We start from the raw sequence: 21,542 nt of genomic DNA, 5'->3' as shown, positions 1-21,542 counted from the left end.
GTCAATGGATTCACTCTGCTTTTTGCGATTCGATGGCCCAGGGCTGGCGCTCGGTCCGCACCGTCTGCCCAGATTGGACCGCCTGCTCCATCATCAAGGACAGGTATTGGTCCTGGGCCGCCTCCGCCAAGCTGTAGAACGAAGGGCCTCCATGTACGTATTGCCCCATCTTCTCCAAGCTGGTGGCGATGGCGATCTCTTCGTCCGTCAGCCGTCCCGGCCGGAACGGGTTCACGTACACCCATTCGGAGCCGGCCAGCACACCTTCGTGGTAATACCCCAAGAGGCTGCCGTTCTGGCCGGCATCCACCCGCCGCAGCTGCAGCTCCACCGGGGTGCGGAAATCGCGAAGGTAGCGAAGCTCCGTCCCGTCGATTTCCCCCCGGACGCCGCGCACCAGCACGCGATGACGCCGGATCGGTGAGAAATATTGATCGTAGGTGAAATCGAACAATGCCGTCCGCTCACCGAACCTAAGCAGCGCAATCGTCTGAGACGAAGTGACGATCTGCTCCACCTCCGGCCAGCCTCCGCGGCCGGGGCCTTGAACGAGCGGGGAGGAAATCTGCTCCCCGCGGATTTCCGCCTCCTCGAATCCCACTCCGAGCAGTTGCCGAATCAGGCTGATGCCGTGATAGCCGTGTCCCGCCGATACCTGCACGTGCGACACCTCGCCCAAGAGACCCGACCGCGCGACGGCAAGGCGGGCCGCATGCATCGGCTGGAACAGGAACTGCTCGGCCACTTGAATTTTCGCCGTAGATCCAACGGTTTCATAGAGTTGGTACAGCCCGGACAGATCGACCGCCGGCGGCGTCTCCGTCAGCACGGGTATGCCCGCTGCAGCGAGCCGAACCAGGTACTCCGGCGTAACCGTCCGAGGCAAAGACAACACCACAAAGTCGAAATCCCGCTGCTTCAGGAAGGCCTCCCAATTTGTTGTCACCGGAACGCCCCATACCCAGTTCACTTCCCGACCTTTTGCCTCGTCCCGCATATAGATGTTGCTCACTTCAAAACGCTCCGGCAGCGCGCGGGCAATCCGCAAATAAAATTCAGCCCGCCAACCGCCGCCAACCATTCCGATCCGCAGCTTGCCTCGATTGTCCATCGTCTCTTTGCTTCCTCCTCAAGTCTGCCAACCCATGCGTCAGCCTCGAATCCTCACCTGGATGTAGATGCTTGGCCGCGGGGGCCTATCACCAGAAAGGGAGAACCGCAGCGACAACCAATGCGAGAATACGTGCCATATTGGTCAGCAGGAAGTTTTGCACCGACAAGCCAAACGTAAATTGCTTGGTTGGCTGCGCGGTAAACGTTCGGATATTTTTGGACACTGGCACCACGGTGAGGAGAACCAGCAGCAGTATCAATGGATGAACCCCCAGGATCGCCAGTACAATCACATCCACGTAGGCCGCATAATAGAGCAGTTTAAACAACAGCAGCGCCGGACCTTTTCCAATGTAAATCGGTAAGGTGTAGCGTTTGTTGTCGATATCCTCTTCCATATCGCAAATATTGTTGGCCAGCATGATGTTGGCAATGCCAAGAATCGCCGGTATGGAGATGAGGAAGACCAGCAGCGTCTCCAGCAAATGAACTTGGAGAATCACCGTGCCGCCCTGCAGCGAAAGTGAAGCCAATTGGTCGCCCGCATGGATGTAAGCCGACACAAATATAATAACAAACCCCATGAACAGTCCGGAAAAAATTTCGCCCAGCGGCATCCGGGAGATCGGTATCGGCCCAAAAGAATACAAGATGCCGACCGCAAACGACAACGCGCCAAGCAACAGCAGCAGCCACCCGGTCTGAAGGAAGAGCAGCACTCCCGCGGTCACCGCGATCGTGAACAGCAAAATAATCAGTGCCAGCACCGCGGTTGGATTCATGCCGTACTTGACGATGGCATTATGTTTTTCATAGCCATAGCCGTGCTTGCGGTTCGCTTTTTTGTAATCCACATAGTTGTTGATCGCCGTCGTGGTCATGTCGAAGCTGAGCAAGGAAATCAGCATGAGCACAAAATGCCAAGGCTCAAACACATGGAACCGATAGACAGCATAGACCGTGCCGAACAGAAGCGGAATCATACTTGCGGCCTTCGTCTGGATTTCCACCAGCTTGAGAAATTTGGTGATCGCCATTCTCCATCATCCTCTTTTTATCTAGTTAAAAAGAAGATATCTTACTTTTGAAATAATGGCTGTTGGATATGTCCTTGACAAAGGGCATTAGGCTAGAATTCGCAAGCCGATGTATTCGATTCGTTTGCCATGACCTGACGGCTTAAGCTAAAATGCAAGTAAGTTGTACCATTACTGTAGAAGAGGGGTTCGCGTATTGTCCATGTTCTCCACAGAAGACCTGATTGGATCTTTGATTTTTCTACTTATCCTCGCTGTGATCGCCGTATTGAATTTGCGTAAAATGAGTTCCGGGGCTTACGATCTCAAGGCGCTGCGCAAACGCGGTCTGGTGTGGACGGAAGTGGCGGTCGCCTTGTTTCTGCTGCAGCTCTTGCTGCGTAAGGGAGACAACCGCTTTCTAGTGGTCCTTGGCATGGTGGTGTTGTTTGCTGCCAGTCAATGGCTCGGAGCGATCTATTTGGAACGGAAAGAAAACCGAGGGGAGAAGAAATAAATCAGCTGGGCAGCGGCAAACCGGAATCAGCGGTCATCCGGATCGTGTCGCCGCCCCGCTTGACATCATACATCGTTGCATCGGCGAGCCGAAGCATATCCTCCAAGCTTGCGTTCCCATCCGGTGACAGACTGATGCCAATGCTGGCCGAGATACTGATCCGTCTTCCCCGATACACATAACCTTCAGCCAGGCTGGATCGAATGCGGTCCAGCACTTTTAATACCCCGTCCTCCTGCAGGCCTACCAGCAAAATCACGAATTCATCCCCGCCCAAACGGCAAACCGTATCCTCCGCCCGGACTAGGGTGACCAGCCGGCCTGCGATATGCTTCAACAGTTCATCCCCGGCTTCATGGCCGTAGGTGTCGTTCACTTCCTTGAAATTGTCCAGATCCAGGAACATCAGGGCGACGGGCTCTCCTTGCCCTTGCGTTTCTGCGTACTTGGCATAAAATTTTGCCCGATTGGCTAGTCCCGTCAGCTCGTCATGATAGGCCAGGAATTGAATTTTTTCCTCTAGCTGCTTCCGTTCCGTGATATCAATAACGACCCCTTCCAGCCTTACGAGATGCCCATGGTTGTTGAAATACGGCCGTGCCCGGTTCTGGAACCATCTGATTTCACCGTCGGGCCGAACGATGCGGCATTCCTTCGTGGAGTTCGTTTTTCGAAGGATGAGTTCATGCTGGATCTCGAGGAATAGCTTCAAGTCCGCAGGGTAGATGATCTCCTGCACTTGCCTCCCCTTCAGGCTCTCTTTCGAATATCCCGTAATTTGCTCGAACCCGGAGGAAACCTCCAATTCCATTTTACTGAGGTCATAAGCCCAGACCCCAACGGATGCGTTTTCAAGGATATCATTCAAAGGCAACTTGTCGCTTTCAGTTCGAGGTGACAGCATCTTCGTCGTCAGTACATAGATCAAGCAAAACGATAAGATAAACAGACCGTATACCACAAAAAATACAGCATCGCCGCGTTCCAGCTTCCCGCTCAACAGCGCCCCCCGGTATGCCAGCGCTAAATACAGCATCGACAGAAGATGAAGTGCGCCTGCCACCGCGACCGCAAGATAATGATGATACATCAAGCTGAGGAGCGGCAGCAGCCCCAGGAATATATAATTCGTCACGGACAAATCCGTGAATACCATTACATTGAGGTAAATGAATAGCATCACTAGCGTTAAGATCATCGTAAGCCGCGGCCAGCGGCGTCTTACCACAAATCCGGCCAGCACCAAGAGCAGAGAAGCGCCCAAGATCGGTTGTGCCACTTCGAAATGCCGATGAACCAGCATTTGCAGCACACTGGCAACAATAAACAAGCCGACAAGCAATTTCAGCATCCAGATGTTTTTGATATGAATTTGGTGGGCGTTCATCCGTTCTCCCCCCTTAAAGTGAGGCTCATGATAAAATGAATGTATTGGGTACAAAGAACTACGTCTAAGGAAATATTATACTACAACTGCAAAATTGTGCTACACGATTTTATCAGCAACACCCAAATAAAAAAAAACCGGAGCGATATCCTCCGGCTTGAATCTCATACCTTCATGCAGATGTCACGGCACATATTGCTGTACGATCCGGACGACCTTGCCTTCTTTCAGCGTGAGGTGATATGGGAATAGGCTGAGATCCAGCAGATCCGTCTGTTGGAACAACTCCCTAAATTTCTTTAAGGTTACGGTTTCATCTGCCTTGATTTCGATATCCTCCGGCTTACCGGTACGGTCATAAATCTGCAGTATAACTTCAGCTTCCGGGGAAACCGGATAACTCACCGATTCCTCTGCGTCATTGACGATATAATAGCCGTCCGGTGGTCCGTCAATGCCAGCCTCCGGTTCGCGTTCTGCGAAGATCGCCGCCGCCTCATCCCCCTGATACCACAAGATCGGGTCCACCGTGAGAACTCCTCCGTCAGAATCAAGGCTCACGGCGTTCAAGTATACCGTAACCGTCTCGGGTAACTGCAGCTCCGCCATCCCAACAGTCGACGACTTGGCTCCTGTTCCCGTTCCCGCTCCGGCAAGAAACCCGAAGGACGACGGCGCATGGGCATCCAGCCCGGGTAACATCACAATGAGCGCCAGGGGAAGCAGCGCTGTAAACCAATTTTTCATGTCAGGTCCGCCTTTCTCATGTCTGCACATCCAGCGATTTACCGCCTCAGGATTTCCATTGTATGGCTTACAGGTTCATTATATGACGGCCTGCCGAAAAAAGGGTCTCACCCCGGTTAAAACAAGTAACAAAATCTTCTTCAATTTCCTAGTGCGCCGGAAAAAAAGCCAGTTGAATCACGAAGATCACGCCAAACACATAAAGCAACGGGTGAACGTCCCGCCCTTTGCCGCTGACCAGCTTCATCACCGGATACGTGATGAACCCAACAGCGATCCCGGTGGCGATGCTGGCGGTGAGCGGCATCATCAACAGGATCGCGAAGGCCGGAAACGCCTCATCGAACGATTTCCACTGAATCCGGGCCAATCCTTCCATCATAAAGCAGCCCACAATAATCAAGGCAGGTGCGGTGATGGCCGGAAGACCGGAGATCGCCCCCACCAGCGGCGAGATGAACATCGACAGCAGGAACAGTACAGCGACGACGAGTGATGTCAGGCCGGTGCGACCGCCCGCCGCCACGCCGGTCGTCGATTCGATGTAGGTGGTGGTGGGGCTCGTACCGAACATCGAACCGATGGTGGTCGCCGTCGCATCTGCGAGCAATGCGGCCTTGGCCCGAGGAAGCTCGCCGTTCTTCATAGCGCCGGTTTGTTCCGTAACGCCAATCAGCGTGCCGGTCGTATCGAACAGCGTAACGAGCAGAAATGCGAATACGGTCGTGTACAGCCCTTGGCTAAAGACGCCGGACAAATCCAGGTCGAAGAAGACCGGCGCAGGCGGCACAGACACGAAGCCGTCCAATTTCAGTTGACCGGTAAAATAGCCCACCACCGCGGTCAGTGCCATGCCGATAAACAGCGCGCCGGGAACGCGGCGGGCCATCAGCACCAGTGTGACAAAGACGCCAAACAAGGTCAGCAACGTCACCGAGCGGTGCAAATCGCCAAATGTCACGAGGTTGTCGGGATTCGCCACGACGATGCCAGACATTTTGAGCCCTAAGAAGGCGATGAATAACCCGATCCCCGCAGTAATGCCGAACTTCAGCGAATCAGGAATCGCGCGGATCAGCGCTTCCCGCAGCCGGGTTAAGCTTAGCAGCAGAAACAGCACCCCGGCAAAAAACACCGTGCCCAGCACGGTCTGATAAGACAATCCGGTGCTGGCAACCACGCTCGTGAAGTAGGCGTTCAACCCCATGCCGGGAGCGATGGCGATCGGATGCCCGGCGAACAGCGCCATAAACAGCGTGCCGACAACCGCCGCAATCACGGTAGCCATAAACACCTGATCAAACGGAACTCCAGCCGCGCTTAGCACAGCGGGGTTGACGACCAGGATGTAGGCCATCGCCAGAAAGGTAGTTAGCCCGGCGAACAGCTCGGTGCGAATGGTCGTTCCATGTTCTTTTAATTTAAAAAACCGGTCCATAATCAATGGATGCCCCTTCCTTCTGAATATTCATGTTGTCAGTATAGCCAATCATTCCCTATGCCATCATCCCTGTTCCTTGCCGGATGTTCAATCGAAATCTTCAAGTTTTCCAGAATGTTCACATCTAGTCAACGTGAAAAAAACCGGTCCGATGGAAACTTCCCACCGAACCGGTCTGTGTCCGTCTCAAGCATAGACGGCCTTTGATTTCCTTTACAATTAACGCGATTCCGGGTTAACCTCCGGCTTAAACTCCGGATGGCTGCCTGCAGCAACCTGCGTTTCCTCCGGCGCATAAGTGCGGCGCAGGAACAAGCCGATCACCAACGCCACCACGCCAACGTACATCGAAATGGTAAACGCTTGGTGCATACCGGACACCAGTGCGTTCCCCAGCTCGGCTGGATCCTGCGGATTGGCCGAAGCTTTCAAGTAACGTTCTTGGCCATGCGAGAAGATGCTGATGAACAGCGCGGTGCCGATCGCGCCCGACACCTGCTGCAGTGTGTTCATGATCGCGGTGCCATGCGGATACAAGTTACGAGGCAGCTGGTTCAGCCCCGTCGTTTGCCCTGGCATCATCACCAAGGAAATTCCGATCAGCAGCGTAATATGCAACGCGATGACCTCTCCGGTCGAGCTGTCCGTCGACAAGCCGCGCATGAACCACAAGGTGGCGATCACGATGATAAGCCCCGGCGCGATCAACGCGCGCGGACCAAATTTATCGAACAACCGTCCCGCCACCGGTGACATCAGACCGTTGATTACCCCGCCGGGAAGCAAGACGAGACCAGCGGCGAACGGTGCCAGCAGCAGCGCGCCTTGCAGATACATCGGCAAGATAATCAGCGTCGAGAACAAGGTCATCATCATGACCATGAGCAACGCGGCCGACAAGGCGAACATCGGGTACTTGAAGACGCGGACGTCCAGAGTTGGCTCAGCGACTCGCAGCTGCCGCCAAACGAACAAGACTAAAGCGATAAATCCGGCAACCAGGCAGGTATAGACAACAGGACTTGACCACCCTTCACCTTCGCCCGCGTGGCTAAACCCGTATACGATACCGCCAAAACCAATCGTTGACAGCAGAATGGACAGCAGATCCACCCGCGGTCTCGTTAATACCGACACGTTCCGCAAATACAGCGCTCCGTAGACAATGGACAATACCGCGAGCGGAATCACCAGATAGAACAGCCAGCGCCAATCCAGCACATCCAGGATTAAGCCGGACAGCGTAGGACCAATAGCCGGACCAAACATAATGACCAGACCGATCGTGCCCATGGCCGCCCCTCTTTTTTCCGAAGGATAGATCGTTAGAATGGTGTTCATCATGACCGGAAGCAGCAGCCCTGTTCCGATCGCCTGAATAATCCGACCCAGCAGCAGCACGCCAAACGAAGGAGCAATCCCGCAGACAACCGTTCCGACCAGAAACAGAATCATCGCCGACAGGAACATCTGCCGCGTCGTAAACCATTGAATCAACAGCGCCGTAATCGGCACCAGAATCCCAATCACTAACATATAAGAAGTAGAAAGCCATTGTATCGTCGAAGGCCCCACGCGCAGTTCTTGCATCAAATCCGTGTAGGCCACATTCAGCAACGTTTCATTTAATATGGACACAAAGGCCCCGATGACCAGGGCGATCGTAATCGGCAGACGCCTGATCCCTTCCACACCGGCGCCATGAGCCGATGACATCGATGATGTATTCATTTGTAGGGTTACCTCCATCTTCTCCTATTTTGGGACTTTACGCCTCTCTCTAGGTTAATCTATATAAACAAGGCAAAGCGTGCCTTGGGGTTCACGACGGGGAAGTTGTGTAGACCATTCTATATATTAAAATTTAAGGAAAGAGGCGCTGATCTCACTTCCTTCTGCCGCAAGGGCTCCTGAGCAACGGGGCTCAGGAAGGAAAAAGCCGCGGAACCAGACGAGCTGCTGTGTGCAGCGGCTGGCTGCTCTTCTGCGTTAAGCACATGATGATCGAACCTTCGACGATCCCATTGATCAGCACGGCTAAATCCGCCGATTCTTCCGCACTGTAGCCGGAAGCGATAAATTTCTTCTCCAGTTCAGCGATCCAAGCGTTATACACGTCACAGCAAGCCTGACGAATATTCTCGTTGCTGCGGGCGGTCTCATGGGCAACGATGCCAATCGGCACCCCCAGCGTTGCATCCTCGCGATCATAGTTGTCGGCAATCAGAAGCAGCAACGCTTGCACAGCCCCAACTGCATCTTCGGTAGAGTCCAGTACAGCGCGCAAGCTCTCCAAAGTGACGTTCTTGGTATACACAACAGCTTCACACGCGAGTTGCTCTTTCCCTTCGGGGAAATGGTAATACAACGATCCCTTGGGCGCACCGCTCATTTGAGTGATCTGGTTCAGCCCCGTCGCGTTATAGCCTTGACACTGCAGCAGCTTGGCCGTTGTTTCGATCAGCAACTGACGGGTCGGATTCTGATTGGGCATGCATACCGGTACCTTTCCGCGTAAGATTAGACCGATTGGTCTACATGATGATAAACGATGTCCAAGGACTATGTCAACACTTTTTAGGCCCGGTATGCCCCCATTTTATAGGCGAAGGTACATCTCATGAAGGCTGATTTTATCGCGAACAAAGCCATGCCGATCCAAAAATCCTTCCAGCAGTGCATTATCCGGCAAGGAAGCGGTGAACTTCACGAAGCCTAACTCCTCGCGGGCAGCGACCAACATCCGGGTGGCCAAGCCTTGACCCCGGTGCTGATGGCTGACAATCAGCATATTGATCTTACCGGTCGGACTGATCGAGAGCCCTCCGGCCCATTCACCGTCCACCCGGACGCCGTAATAGACGTTAGACGGAGTTCGTTGCTGATACTCCAAGTCGTTTTGCCAGTTGATATGAAAATATCTCCAAGGCCCCACCAGATTGGCAAAGGTCTCGAACTCGATTCGCTCCACCGGCGCTCCCGCGGAAGCCCCCTGCGGGGCCTCCAGTCGGGATGCATCGGGAAGGGTGAAGTACGAGACGTCGTATACACGGCGGTATCCTCTTTTTAAATAGAAAGCGATCGCCCGGTCGTTCCCGGCAATGACCTCCAGGAACAACTGCTTGCAACCGGCATGCAGCGCCTCCTCCCGGTGCAGATCCATCAGGCCGGCACTTACGCCTTTGCCGCGATATTCCGGGCTGACGGCCAGTGCGCCGCAGCGCATTGTCCGGACGGACTCATAGACCTTGCTGCCGCCTAAGACAACCCCCACGGGTTCATCGCCGTCGAGAGCTACGAAGGAGTGCTCACGCGCATTGCCTTCCGGACCAAAGAATCGATCCGCAAATTCCGCTTCGGTCAAATTAAATTGGATGATATAATCGGCAAAACCGCGTTGAAACGCCTGATATATCGTGCTCATGTCCAGGTCCGTGCCTCGCTCATATCGAATCATCGTCTCGTTCTCCTCCCTCGTATGGCTTTTTACCAGGCGTACGCTTTTGGCGCTTCACCACCCGGACCCGGGAAAATTTCGTCAATAGCTTTGAGCGTATCCTCACTCAGCTCGACTTCGACAACCCGCAGCGTTTCCTCAAATTGCTCCAGCGTCCGCGGCCCGATAATCGGCGCCGTCACCGCCGGATGCGCCAGCGTCCAGGCGAGGGCCACCGTGGCTTCGGATTCGCCCAGCTCTTTGCACAGGTTGCTAAACCGCTCCAGCTGCGGGCGCAGCTTCTCGAGCCGTTCGGTCTGCTTCGCCGTACGCGAGCCCGGCTGCGGATTCAGATTCCCGCCGAGAATCCCGCCGTCCAACGGACTCCACGGGATCACGCCGATCCCCAGCTCCTCGGCTGCAGGCAGAACCTCCAGCTCGGGCAGTCGGCACAGCAGGCTGTACTTATGCTGCTCGGAGACAAGGCCCAGCGCCCCGTGAGCTTTCGCCTCATATTGCGCCTTCACAAGATCCCGCCCAGCGAAGTTACTGGCACCAACGTAACCGATTTTGCCTTGTTTTTGTGCGATATCAAAAGCATTCCATAACTCATCCCAAGAAACGTTCCGGTCGACATGATGCATCTGGTACAGTTCGATATGGTCCGTGCCGAGCCGACGCAACGAATCGTCCAGATGGCGGCGGATTTTGTAGGCCGATAAGCCGGATTGGCCTTCATTGGGATCCGACGCAGGATCGCTCATCGCTCCGTACACCTTCGTCGCCAGCACAACCTTCTCTCTGCGGCCGCCGCCCTGCGCGAACCAACGGCCGATGATCTCCTCGGTCCAGCCGCGATGCGACGTTCCACCGTAGACATTCGCCGTATCGAAGAAATTAACGCCGGCATCAATGGCAGCGTCCATGATTTTAAACGCTTCCTTCTCGTCCGTCGTTGGCCCAAAATTCATCGTTCCCAGGCACAAACGGCTGACCTTCAATCCGGTTCTTCCCAAACTGACGTACTTCATGTCAACAACCTCCTTGAGCGTTTTTTTGGAAGTAATTTGCCATGATGAAATAGTCCAAACCCATTATATACCAGATGGGAGACCCGGGGAAGGCAAGCCGATCCCAGCTAAAGGGGATGGTCGGCTCCCCCTTTGAATCCTTCAAACCCGTCATCTGCCGCGTACATGGGAATAGCCCCCGTCTCCCCTATTGAGGTGCAGCCGAGGGCTTTATTTTATTGGCCCGAATTCTCACTTGTACTGCCGGATGGCGGCGCCGGGACGGGAAGGAGCCCCTCCGGTTCTGCGCCCGGTTCAGATTCAACATAGTGCTTGAGCAACGCCAACTTGTTCTCCCAGAACCGCTCGAAAAACGCCAGCCAGCGCTTCAGCTCCAACAGCGGGTCGGCCTCCAGGCGGTAGCGCGTCTCCCGGCCGACCTTGCGCTCGCGCACAAGGCCAGCCTCTGCCAAGATACGCAAGTGCTTGGATACCGCAGTTCGGCTGATAGGGAACTGGCTGCTGATATCCTTTAGCGCCAGCTCTTGCCCGCTCAGCAACTGCAGCAGTTCTCGGCGCGTCGGGTCGGAAATCGCCTGGAACACATCATGTTTTACAGAAGCGGCCTCTGCCATGACTTACTCCTGTACATATTTAGCCAACGCAGCGACGATACCCGTCCAGCCCTGATCCATACGGCCGCGAACCAGCTCGTGCGCCTCGCCGAACTCAGTCACTTGGTAGGCAGTCCAACCGCCGTGAATCAACGTAAATTCCGTTTGCTCCCCTTTTTCCTCCAACTCAAAGGTCACCGTCCAATCCTTGCCCCAAGTGAACGACAGCCGGTGCGGCGGCTCCAATTCCATCACCTTGCACGGGGAATCTCCAAACGGGCCGGCATGCAGGACAAACTCATAGCCTAATACCGGCTGAAAACTATTCGGCATAAACCAAGCGGCAATCCCCTCCGACGTAGCTACAGCCTCCCATACCCGCGAGATCGGTGCATTGAGCAGCATCGTATGCCGAATATCCGGCAGCTTACCCGTATTGTTCTGTTCCATCATCTATTCTCCTTTATAATCTTGATTGATTAGCTAACATGAAACCAAATGGTTTCCTAATAAAATCGATTATATGACACCATTTGGTTTCATGTCAATCAAAAGAGATCCACCCCAATCCACGAATGCTAGCGAGGATCAATTTAGCGAGAACTCATGAACAAATTTTATTATTCCGATGATAGACATGAATTGGACTACTACGGTAACGTCGACAAAACGAATCTTCCCGATCCCCTTTTGTTTGAGCTTCGCTTCAAACTGGCGGGCGAGAAGATCAATTGAACTTCGCATTTCATTCCCATGACCCGCTATCCTTGCACAAAAAAGATCCGCATCCCCTGCCAAAAGCAGCGATGCGGATCTTCTTCGGATCTAAGCTCCCCCTATAGTTTACGGCGGATCTCAAACAATCGGGCAGACGGCGCGGAAGGCAGAGTCACTGTCAGCTGACCTGCGGCGGCATCCCAGTTCCATGCGCAATCCAAGTCCTGCGGATAGGCACAGCGGATGTCCAGCCCCTCCCCTTGCAGCGACGGAAGCGGCAAGGATTGTGAGGAGGTTTCCCCGCGCGTACGCCATACAGCCAGATATACCATATCGCTGCCCGGCCGGCGCAAGCCAAGGCTGATCCAGTCGTCCTGCTGCTTGGGCAGCCCCAGCGGCCAGAACGGCAATGCCTCCGGAATGTCTGCGCGAATCGTCTTGTAATAGTCCAGCGCCTGCTTCACCAGCTCCCGGCGTCGCGGGCTTAGCTCCGCCAAATGACCGCTCTGATGCACACGCAGCAGCAGCGCATTCACCATATTGAAGACGACCTCTTCATCATCGCCTTCCCGCAGCGGATACGACCAGATAGCGGATTGCTCCGGCGTCAGCGCGGACGGGGATGAAGCGGCAATCGCCGCATAGTTCACGTAATTTTCCTGATCACTGGTCGACTGGATGCTGTGGCGGCTTAACATCGCATAATCCATCCGCATCCCGCCGCTGGAACAGTTCTCGATAACGAGCTCCGGATAGCGTTCAAAAATCCGATCGAGCCAAGCCAAGTATGCTCGGTTATGCTGCAGCAATCCATCGCCGAAGCTGTCCGCCGCCGTTTCCGTCCCGATCCCGGCGTTGATGTTATAGTCCATCTTGATATAGCCGACACCATAGTCCTCCACCAATCGGCGAATGACCTCATCGGCGTGGGCCACCACCTTCGGGTTGCGATAGTCGAGCTGGTAGCGACTGCGGTCCATCACCCGTTTGCCGTGCCGCATGAAGAACCAGCTGTCGTCCGTGTCTGCCAGCTTCGGACTGTTGATGCCCATGACCTCCAGCTCCAGCCATAGTCCCGGCACCATCCCTTTGGTGCGGATATAATCCAATACGTACTTGATCCCTTCCGGGAACCGTTCCGAAGACGGCAGCCATTCCCCCACGCCGTCCCACCACTCACCCGAAGCGTACCAGCCGGCATCGATGCAGAAGTATTCGCAGCCCGCTTCAGCCGCGGCATCAATCAACGGCAGCAGCTTGGTTGTCGTAGGTGAACCCCAAAGACAATTCATATAATCGTTAAAAATAATCCGCAATTCCCGGTTATCCGCATTCGGTCGGCGAATCCGGCGACGGTAAGCGGTCAGCTGGCCGATCGCTTCCTCGAAGCCTCCCTTCGCCGCGCCAACAGCCACCGGGACGCTGATAAACCGCTCACCCGGTTGAAGCGATTTCCACCAATGGTTATCGTGTTCAGTTGGTCCGCTGAGGAGCAAGGTCAGTTGGTCCACCTGATCGAAGATCTCCCAATGCCAAGAGCCGTTATGTTCGATTTGCCAGAACAAGACGCTCTCCGCCTCGCGGTTCTCCAGAACCGCCATCGGGATATGCTCGGCCGCCGACCAGGAGCCGGTATTGCTGCAGGAGATCCGCTTGGAGCTGCGATCCGTCAAATGAGATAAGCCGAGCTCAGGTAATCGGTATGTGCGCCACTGCAGCTCGCTTTGCCATCCGGTATGGGGGATGGACAGCCGCATTTTCTCGTCCCGATCCTGGCGGCCCTCCTTATCCAACCCGGTCAATGCAAAAGAGGAAACATACTCAATCCCCACCGCTTCCGGCCCGGCATTGTACAGTTCTGCCCAAGCTCGGACCAATTGCACCCCGTCGTAAAATTGGAGGTGTTGCACCGCCTGCAGCCCGGTCTTCGGGTCGCGCAGCGCGATTTCCAGCTTCCTCCCGAACTCGTTCCGTCCTTTGGTATGACCGGCGTACACCATCCTCAATCCCGGGTACGATGCCCGGTGGGTCCGTCCGTGATATTCGGCCCGGTCCTCTCCAGTGAGTTGCAGCTCCATCAGCCGGAATCCCGGCTTCTGCTCCTCCCGGATCACCGCTTCACTCAATGCACTTGCTCCAAAATGCAGCAGCCGCACATCCTGCTCGTCGGTGACTTCCAAAATGAGATGTAAGCCGTTCTCCCTTAGCTCGATTTGATTCATCGCCCTCGTACACTCCTTTACCTGTCCTAAGTAAAAGCAAAACCCAGCACCGATAGTTGGTGCCGGGTTCATTTCGTGGTTTCACGAACAACCGAGATTCCCGTTGATTATTCAGCCGAACCCAGTTGTACCCATGCTTGTTCGATTTCGGTCACAGCTTGATCTTTGGTTTTGCTGCCGCCGATGTAAGCTTGCATGATTTCGCCGAATTTTTGATGGAACGTATCCAGGGAGTAGTTGACCGCCAGGTCACCCGATGGTTCGGATTTCAGGATTTCGTTCATTTGTTTCGGCATATCCAGTTCTGGGAGCGGAGCATCCTTGATTGGAGGAATGACCTTCGCGATCGTGGAGAACCAGTTCTTGCCGTAGTCGGAAGTATACAACCAGTTAAAGAATTCGATCGTTTCGTCAACGACCGCAGAGTCTTTGTTGATACGCAGAGCTTGGTCCGCACCCGTGATGATCGTCGATTGTTCGGCTTTGTCGCTGACCGGATAGCCGGCGATACCGATTTGAATGTCTGGGTTAATCTTCTTGATCGCCTCTTCGTCCCAGGCACCCTTACCTGACAAGATTGCCGCTTTGCCGGATGCGAAGTCGCTGACTTGTGCGTTGCTGTCGCGTTCCAGCGGTTTGTCGGTGCCATGTTTTACCGTGGTATCGATGAAGTTAAAGAAGTTGTCGTACAGCGCCGGATAATCCTTGATTTTCGCATCCCCGGCAATAAAGCTCTTCACCAGATCCTGCGATGTTACACCGGCATCTTGAGCTGCAGCGTTCACGAAATGTTGGAAGATGTGTTTCCATACCCACCATTCTTTGTACGCATTCGCAAATGGCGTAATGCCTTTCGCTTCCAGTTTAGCGATGGCATCCTCCAGCTCCGCCGTCGTTTTCGGGAAGTTCTCGATTCCTGCTTCGTCGAACAGTTCCTTGTTGTAGATTAAGGAGAACAGGTTCCCTTTCACCGGCAAGCCCAGCACTTTACCGTCAGAGGAAGTCATATTCGCACGAACTGCATCCGTCATGGCCGCAGCCAGCGGTTGATCCGTCAAATCCGCACTGTATTCAGCAAAAGTGTCGATATCTCCGCCCGCGGTCGTTTGGAATACATCCGGCGTGCTTCCTGCTGCAATTCTGGATTTCAATACCGTGTTGTAGTCCGCCTGCATGATTTCCAGGTTAATCGTCACGTTTGGCTTCACTTTCTTATATTCCTCAATGTAGGCGTTAAATGCGTCGGTGTATTCCGGAGAAGCCGTGAACATGTTGATGGTTACGGGTTTGGAATCATCCGTCGCTGCGCCGTTACCACTGCCTGCGTTGCTTGCCCCGTTATTCGCCGCGTTATTGTTGCCGCCGCAAGCGGATAACAGGCCCATAATCAACACCAGGCTGAATGATAAGGCCAGAATCTTTTTCTTCATTAGCTTTGCCCCCCACTTTCATTTTGGTGAATATTTACTATGCTCCCTATTTTAAAGAAGGAAGTCAAGTGATGAAATGTAGATATGTGGTGAATTAAGGGTAAAAAAGTGAAGCCTTGCCGTCAGTTCACTTTTTGCCCCTTTCCTCCTGTTGCTGGCGGTATTCGGATGGTGACAGCGAATAGTAATTCCGGAACGCCTTGCTGAAATAGTTTTTGTCCTTATACCCCAACATTTCCGAGATCTCCTGGATTTTGAGCGACGAATCATCCAGCAGCTCTCTGGCCTTATCCATACGGATCTTCTGCACATATTCATGGATGCCGCAGCCATATTGTTGCTTAAACAGCTTCATTAAATACTCGCGGCTCAAAAAATATCTCTCCGTGAACATGGAAATTTTGATGTCCTCAAAATAGTGATGGTCGATATATTCCTTGATGACCTCAACGCTGAACGGGCGGCCTGCGGCCATCGAGCGGCAGACTTGCTCGTGATAATATTCTGTTAAATGAAGCAGGATGGCCTCGAACTGATCAAACGAAGTGATATCCGTGCTGATTCCAATCTTATGCAGTGACCGATCTCCGCCGGAGGAAGGAAGCTTGTCCGCCGGAACGCCCAGCTCGGAAACCGTATCATTCATGAGCACGACGATTTCCCGCATCAACCGATCAGCCGCGCCGATGCTGAAGGATCCAGCGGCTTTGATGCTCTTGGTAAACTCGACCACCACCGATTTGGCATGGTTAAGATTGCCTGCCTCTAACGCCCCCCGCAAGATCGGCATTCGACTGGAGAAGGAGAACGTCTCCTTGCTCGCTGCCTTATCCACCTCTCCAATGACCGCGTTCCCTTTAAGCTTCAGCAGGTCGATGCTCTGAATGCCTGCAACCGCCTCATCATACGATTCAGCTAAGTGTAACACATCCTCGCAATATCGTCCGATTCCTCCGACAGTCAGCATTCCAAACAGATCACCTATCGTCGATACAATTTTTCGCATCAATTCCCCTGCACGAAACGCGATCTCTTGCGGGTAGCCCCCCTTCACCGTATAGATGGCGATCACTTCCCGCTCTTGCTTCGGATTGGCAAAGCTGAAGCACTGCAGATTGTTCACCACAACCTCATTAATCACATTCGCCACAGCGAAATGGAGCAGCTCCCGGTCGCGATGAAACCGGCTCTCCTGGACAGCTTCCATGTTCAAGATCCGCAGGACGAGCGCGCCATATCGATGATCCGGTTCATCCGCCCCAATTAACGAGAGGAATGCCTGGCTGCTCTGCTTCTTAAAGCTCCGTTCAATAATGGAAAAATAGATCTTCTCCTTTAATTTCGGGAGCGACATATTAAATGCAATGTTTCGTGTGATCGATTCCTTCTGACGCTCGCGTTTGGCATTTAACACATCTACCGCCTTGCGCAGCGCCTGGTTCAAATCCTGACGATTGACCGGCTTCAGCAAATAATCGACCACTTTCGCATGAATCGCCTGACGCGTATATTCAAAGTCGTCATATCCGCTGATCACAATGGTCAGCAGCTCGGGATACTTCTCCTCGACAATCCGCAGGAATTCGACCCCGTTTAACTCCGGCATTTTCATATCTACCATAACGATGTCCGGCTTGTACTGCTCGAGCATGGCAAGCCCCATTTTGCCGTCCGTCGCTTCCCGGATTTCATCCACCTCAAGCTCTTGCCAATTTCCTAGAATCCGAATCGCCTCGCGAAGCGGCTCCTCATCGTCGATAATCAATACATTATACATAACTGCTGCCCCCTCGCGGTATGATCATACACATATCCGTCCCGTGCTCATCGCTCTGGATCTTGAGCTCTGCTTCTTCCCCATAGAGAAGCTTCAAGCGGGTATACAGATTTTTGAGTCCGATGTTCTCGCCTTCCTGCTCCTCCCACTCTTGGCGGAAGGACGTCTGGATTTGCTCCATTCGTTCCGGAGAAATGCCCGGACCGTTGTCGCTGACAGAGATCACCGCATGCTTATCCCTCAGCTCGGCCCGAATCCGAATCGAGATGCCGCTCGACATTTTCTCAAGCCCGTGCTTAATGGAGTTTTCAACCAAAGATTGAATAGACAGCTTGGGAATTTGCAGCTCCTTGAGGGCTTCCTCCCACTCGACCGTTACCTGCAGCCGGCTGCCAAACCGAGCCTTCTGCAACGCGAGATAACGTTCAATATGCTTCAGCTCCTCCCTAGCGTACACGATGTCTTTTCCACTAATACAATATCTTAGCGTCAACGCCAAGGCATCCACCATATCGGCTACTTCGTCGTCCCCGCTCTTGAGCGCTTTGGTCGAAATCGCCTGCAGCGCATTATACAGGAAATGCGGGTTAATCTCCGCCTCCAGCGCTTTGAGGATCGCATTCTTCTCCACCAGCTTCATCTTGTAGCGCTCGTTAATCAAATCGTTCGTCCGCCGCACCATCCGGTTGAAATGCCGGGATAAATAAGCGATCTCATCCTGACCCTTCACAGGGATTTCCGCATCAAAGGTCCCTTCGCTGAAGCGGCGCATCTGGAGAGACAAATCCTTCAGCGGACTCGTAATTTTGTTGGAAAACAGAGTCACCAGAATGAGCGAAATCAACAAGAATATTGTGCCGATGAGATATCCAATATTCCGCGTGGCTCGGGCAGCCGCATACAGGTTGCTGTACGGAATCGGTTTGACCAGCTTCCAGCCCCCGTTCGCTTCAATGTTGTAAATAATCAAATATTTGTGGCCAGACTCACTGGTCCAGGTGATCGGCTTCATGGAATCTCCCTCTTCAAGCCGGGCAAGCCAGGGTGCATCCTCAACCTTCTCCAAAAAAGCAGGATCATCCACATGAAACGGAACATTATTCGGATCTAGATACAGCAGGTGCTCTCCGTTTTCGAACGGGACATCCTTCAAAATTTGATCTTTCACCGTGGGCTTCATATAAAAAGAGACAATCGCCTTCGGCTCTCGGGTGACTAAGGACCGCAGCACGCGGTGATACCCCATAAAGTCCGGTTCTACATCCATGTCGTAGCCCGACTTCGCCCCTGGCACGATAAACGATTGATAGGCTTCGTTAAAACGGCTCTCCATCGCCCGCTTATACCACGCCTGATTGGGGATATCCTCCTGATAGCTCACCCGAACCGAGACGTTATAAGCTTCGCGCGTAATAGAGTAGTATTTGCGTTGATCGATCAAATAGAGATAAATGCTCTCCAAGTCATTCCGCGAGTAAAACAGCTCTCGCAGATAGTCCTCCAAGTACATTTTTGACGCGTAATCCGATTCTTCGTTCATAATCGCCTGCAGAATGTCCTCATAGTGAATCTGCGGCAGCGACATTTGTTCCACACCGGCGAGGTAATCTTCCAGCTTCTGATTAATCAGCTTCAGGTTGTTGGTGGTGCTGGCCATACTATGCTCTACGGATTCTTGTTCAAGCATCTCATAAGAGATAACGGTTAGTAGGCCAACTACTAGAATAATGATCGTCGTAAACAACAAAATAAGCTTATTGACCAGCCTACGCGAGATCCGGTCAGTAAGCGTTGTCATGATGCTTCGGATGCGGTTGAACATAGCTCCTCATTTCTAGTACCTCGGGCGAAAAAGCGAGTTCACCTTTTTACCCTTAACTGTTTTCTTAAATCCATTTTGACGGCATAACCGCTGTTTTATAATCATTATAGTCGAAAAAGCCCAAGTGTATAGGGGAGACGGTCACACCGCTGTTTATACCAATACGTCACGAAAAAGAGGTGCCATTATGTTCAAACTAGGGAGAAAACGGGGCGAGAAATTAGAGTTTGGCGTATTTACATTGCCGATTCTGATAGCTATCATCGCGGTCTTCTATTATCCGTTTGTCATGACAATCCGTTATTCCCTGACCAAGTGGAACGGGATATCCAAGCATCCGAAATTTATCGGACTGGACAATTTCAAACAAATTTTCATGGGTGACGCGAACTTCTCGCAGGCCGCCTGGTTTACGATTAAATACGCGATTCTTTATATCGTAATCATCAACGTGCTGGCGATTTTGCTGGCGTTGGTGCTGGATATGAAGCTGAAGACGACGAACTGGCTGAGAGCCGCTTTCTTTATTCCGTACATTCTCAGCTTGGTCATTGTCGGCTTTATCTGGAAGTTCATCTTTATGCAAGGCTTTGAGTCCCTTGGCGACAGCACCGGATGGGGCATATTTGATCTAAGCTGGCTGGGTGAACCTGGACTTGCCTTTGTTTCGATCCTGTTTGTCTCCATTTGGCAATCGATTGGTTTTTACATGGTGATTTACATTGCAGGTTTGCAATCGGTTCCAGATGACCTGAAGGAAGCAGCCACGGTGGACGGCGCAGGCCCAGTCCGCAGATTCTTTAACGTAACGCTGCCGTTGCTTGCTCCATCGATTACGATCTCCGTCTTTATGGCGTTGACCAACTCGATTAAAGTATTTGACGTCATCCTGTCCTTGACCGGCGGCGGCCCTGGCGGCACGACGTACAGTGTGGCGTACGACATTTACCGTGACACATTCCAGAACAACCTGTACGGCTATGGTACCGCGAAAGCGCTAATTCTGTTCGTCGCCGTGCTGATTATTACAGCGATTCAGCTAACGATCTTCAAACGCAGGGAGGTTGAGGCGTAATGAAAAAGAATACGGCAGGCCGCATCGTCCTGGAAATCGTGATGGTGCTACTCTCGATCCTGTTCCTGTATCCGTTGTTCCTGACGATCATCAACTCGCTGAAGAGCTTCTCCGAGGTCATGACCGATGTCATCGCCTTGCCGAAGAAACTCGCCTTCGAAAACTACAGCTATGTATGGGAGTTCATCAACTACCCGCGGCTGTTCCTGAATAATGCGGTCGTCACCATCCTCGGCTTGGCCGGGATCATATTAATCTCGTCCATCGCTGCGTACAAGCTGGCCCGTACGAAATCCAAAGCCAGCTCGATCATTTACTTTATCTGTATCATGCCGATGCTGATTCCGTTCCAATCGATCATGTTGACGGTGCTGCAAATGGCGAAGAACCTCCATCTCTCGGACAGCACGTGGGGACTTGGCATTCTGTACTGGGGCTTCGGCGCTCCGCTCGCCCTGTTCATCTACCACGGCTTCGTGAAGGGGATTCCGAAGGAAATCGATGAAAGCGCCACGATCGACGGTGCCTCCGGCTTCCGATTGTTCTTCAGCGTGATCTTCCCGCTGCTGAAATCGGTCACGACCACGATCATCATCATCGACGTGATGTGGATTTGGAACGACTTCCTGCTCCCATTGCTGATGGTCAACGGCTCGCCGGCAACCAAAACGCTGACGCTGGCCGCATACACCTTCGTTGGGCAATACACCTCCGACTGGCAATATGCAATGACCGCTATGGTCATGGCGGTGCTGCCTTCGATCATCGTCTTTATCTTCTTGCAAAAATACATCGTCAAAGGCGTTGTCGCCGGCGCGGTGAAAGGGTAATTATAAAACAGCCCCTGATCCTATGGATCGGGGGCTGTTTGCATGTTTAGACCATAACTGAAAAAGTGTCATGACATTTCCAGGTAACGTGCGTAGCTCCGGCTAACGCTTGCCACAGCGCTTATTTGGGCCAAAAACGGGGGATTTTATTTCTAACGCTTGCCAGCGAGCTTATTTGCGCCAAAAGGCCCTGTTTCGAGGGGGAAACGAGCAAATAAGCTCTCTCATAAGCGTTAGATTCTCATCACCCCCGTTTTTGGCCCAATAGCGTTTCTGGTAAGCGTTAGACCGCTGATTCGCTGTTGCTTTAGCTGTCTCGGCTGTCGTTACTGTTTGTTGCTGTTGTTGCCACTGTCACTATCACTGCCACAGTCATTCCGGTTACTAT

The 21,542-nt window shown here is 53.0% G+C and carries 18 protein-coding genes; 3 read left to right on the top strand and 15 right to left on the bottom strand.

The annotated features are described in order from the left end of the window. Positions 1-10: 10 nt before the first annotated feature. Complete coding sequence (locus PBA01S_RS02540) at positions 11-1,111, bottom strand: Gfo/Idh/MocA family protein (protein WP_127575239.1); 1,101 nt, start codon at positions 1,109-1,111, stop codon at positions 11-13. 88 nt (positions 1,112-1,199) lie between these two features. Continuing rightward, the gene (gene menA / locus PBA01S_RS02535) at positions 1,200-2,150 is read right to left on the bottom strand and encodes a 1,4-dihydroxy-2-naphthoate polyprenyltransferase (protein ID WP_127575238.1); all 951 of its coding nucleotides are present in this window, start codon (positions 2,148-2,150) and stop codon (positions 1,200-1,202) included. Positions 2,151-2,352: 202 nt separating this feature from the next. Between menA and PBA01S_RS02530 the strand changes: the two genes are divergently transcribed. Then, complete coding sequence (locus PBA01S_RS02530) at positions 2,353-2,646, top strand: hypothetical protein (protein ID WP_127575237.1); 294 nt, start codon at positions 2,353-2,355, stop codon at positions 2,644-2,646. A gap of 1 nt (position 2,647) precedes the next feature. Here PBA01S_RS02530 and PBA01S_RS02525 read toward each other — a convergent pair whose 3' ends face one another. The 13 genes from PBA01S_RS02525 to PBA01S_RS02465 form a co-directional block, all read right to left on the bottom strand. Continuing rightward, positions 2,648-4,033 (bottom strand): sensor domain-containing diguanylate cyclase, encoded by a 1,386-nt coding sequence (locus tag PBA01S_RS02525; protein WP_051417180.1) that lies wholly within the window; start codon positions 4,031-4,033, stop codon positions 2,648-2,650. Between the two features lie 183 nt (positions 4,034-4,216). Further along, on the bottom strand, positions 4,217-4,780 hold the full coding sequence (locus tag PBA01S_RS02520; RefSeq protein WP_028540307.1) for a hypothetical protein: 564 nt from the start codon (positions 4,778-4,780) through the stop codon (positions 4,217-4,219). A 148-nt stretch (positions 4,781-4,928) separates the two neighbouring features. Beyond that, complete coding sequence (locus tag PBA01S_RS02515; RefSeq protein ID WP_084628964.1) at positions 4,929-6,218, bottom strand: NCS2 family permease; 1,290 nt, start codon at positions 6,216-6,218, stop codon at positions 4,929-4,931. A 222-nt stretch (positions 6,219-6,440) separates the two neighbouring features. After that, positions 6,441-7,937 carry an MDR family MFS transporter gene (locus PBA01S_RS02510; RefSeq protein WP_371859492.1) on the bottom strand — a complete coding sequence of 499 codons (1,497 nt, stop codon included), beginning with the start codon at positions 7,935-7,937 and terminating at the stop codon, positions 6,441-6,443. A gap of 208 nt (positions 7,938-8,145) precedes the next feature. Further along, positions 8,146-8,715, bottom strand: a complete 570-nt coding sequence (locus tag PBA01S_RS02505; protein ID WP_009223631.1) for a TetR/AcrR family transcriptional regulator — start codon at positions 8,713-8,715, stop codon at positions 8,146-8,148. A 105-nt stretch (positions 8,716-8,820) separates the two neighbouring features. After that, positions 8,821-9,678 (bottom strand): GNAT family N-acetyltransferase, encoded by an 858-nt coding sequence (locus PBA01S_RS02500; protein ID WP_028540310.1) that lies wholly within the window; start codon positions 9,676-9,678, stop codon positions 8,821-8,823. A 29-nt stretch (positions 9,679-9,707) separates the two neighbouring features. Continuing rightward, on the bottom strand, positions 9,708-10,688 hold the full coding sequence (locus PBA01S_RS02495) for an aldo/keto reductase (RefSeq protein ID WP_016314282.1): 981 nt from the start codon (positions 10,686-10,688) through the stop codon (positions 9,708-9,710). A gap of 215 nt (positions 10,689-10,903) precedes the next feature. Continuing rightward, a complete protein-coding gene (locus PBA01S_RS02490) occupies positions 10,904-11,302 on the bottom strand; it encodes an ArsR/SmtB family transcription factor (protein WP_016314283.1) in 399 nt (132 codons plus the stop codon). Between the two features lie 3 nt (positions 11,303-11,305). Continuing rightward, entirely contained in the window at positions 11,306-11,731 is a 426-nt protein-coding gene (locus PBA01S_RS02485; RefSeq protein ID WP_127575236.1) for an SRPBCC family protein, read from the bottom strand. A 386-nt stretch (positions 11,732-12,117) separates the two neighbouring features. After that, complete coding sequence (locus PBA01S_RS02480) at positions 12,118-14,220, bottom strand: glycoside hydrolase family 36 protein (RefSeq protein WP_127575235.1); 2,103 nt, start codon at positions 14,218-14,220, stop codon at positions 12,118-12,120. Positions 14,221-14,327: 107 nt separating this feature from the next. Continuing rightward, complete coding sequence (locus PBA01S_RS02475) at positions 14,328-15,650, bottom strand: extracellular solute-binding protein (RefSeq protein WP_127575234.1); 1,323 nt, start codon at positions 15,648-15,650, stop codon at positions 14,328-14,330. Between the two features lie 127 nt (positions 15,651-15,777). Next, positions 15,778-17,427 carry a response regulator transcription factor gene (locus PBA01S_RS02470; RefSeq protein WP_028540315.1) on the bottom strand — a complete coding sequence of 550 codons (1,650 nt, stop codon included), beginning with the start codon at positions 17,425-17,427 and terminating at the stop codon, positions 15,778-15,780. Then, a complete protein-coding gene (locus PBA01S_RS02465) occupies positions 17,420-19,249 on the bottom strand; it encodes a sensor histidine kinase (protein ID WP_028540316.1) in 1,830 nt (609 codons plus the stop codon). The genes PBA01S_RS02470 and PBA01S_RS02465 overlap by 8 nt, the downstream gene beginning before the upstream one ends. A gap of 187 nt (positions 19,250-19,436) precedes the next feature. On the opposite strand from PBA01S_RS02465, the gene PBA01S_RS02460 reads away from it, so the two are divergent. Beyond that, positions 19,437-20,324 (top strand): carbohydrate ABC transporter permease, encoded by an 888-nt coding sequence (locus tag PBA01S_RS02460; RefSeq protein WP_016314289.1) that lies wholly within the window; start codon positions 19,437-19,439, stop codon positions 20,322-20,324. Continuing rightward, positions 20,324-21,154, top strand: a complete 831-nt coding sequence (locus tag PBA01S_RS02455) for a carbohydrate ABC transporter permease (RefSeq protein ID WP_016314290.1) — start codon at positions 20,324-20,326, stop codon at positions 21,152-21,154. The genes PBA01S_RS02460 and PBA01S_RS02455 overlap by 1 nt, the downstream gene beginning before the upstream one ends. Positions 21,155-21,542 lie beyond the last annotated feature (388 nt).

It is taken from the genome of Paenibacillus barengoltzii NBRC 101215 (genome assembly GCF_004000745.1).
Lineage (GTDB): Bacteria > Bacillota > Bacilli > Paenibacillales > Paenibacillaceae > Fontibacillus > Fontibacillus barengoltzii.
This window is presented reverse-complemented; position numbering and strand designations above follow the sequence as displayed.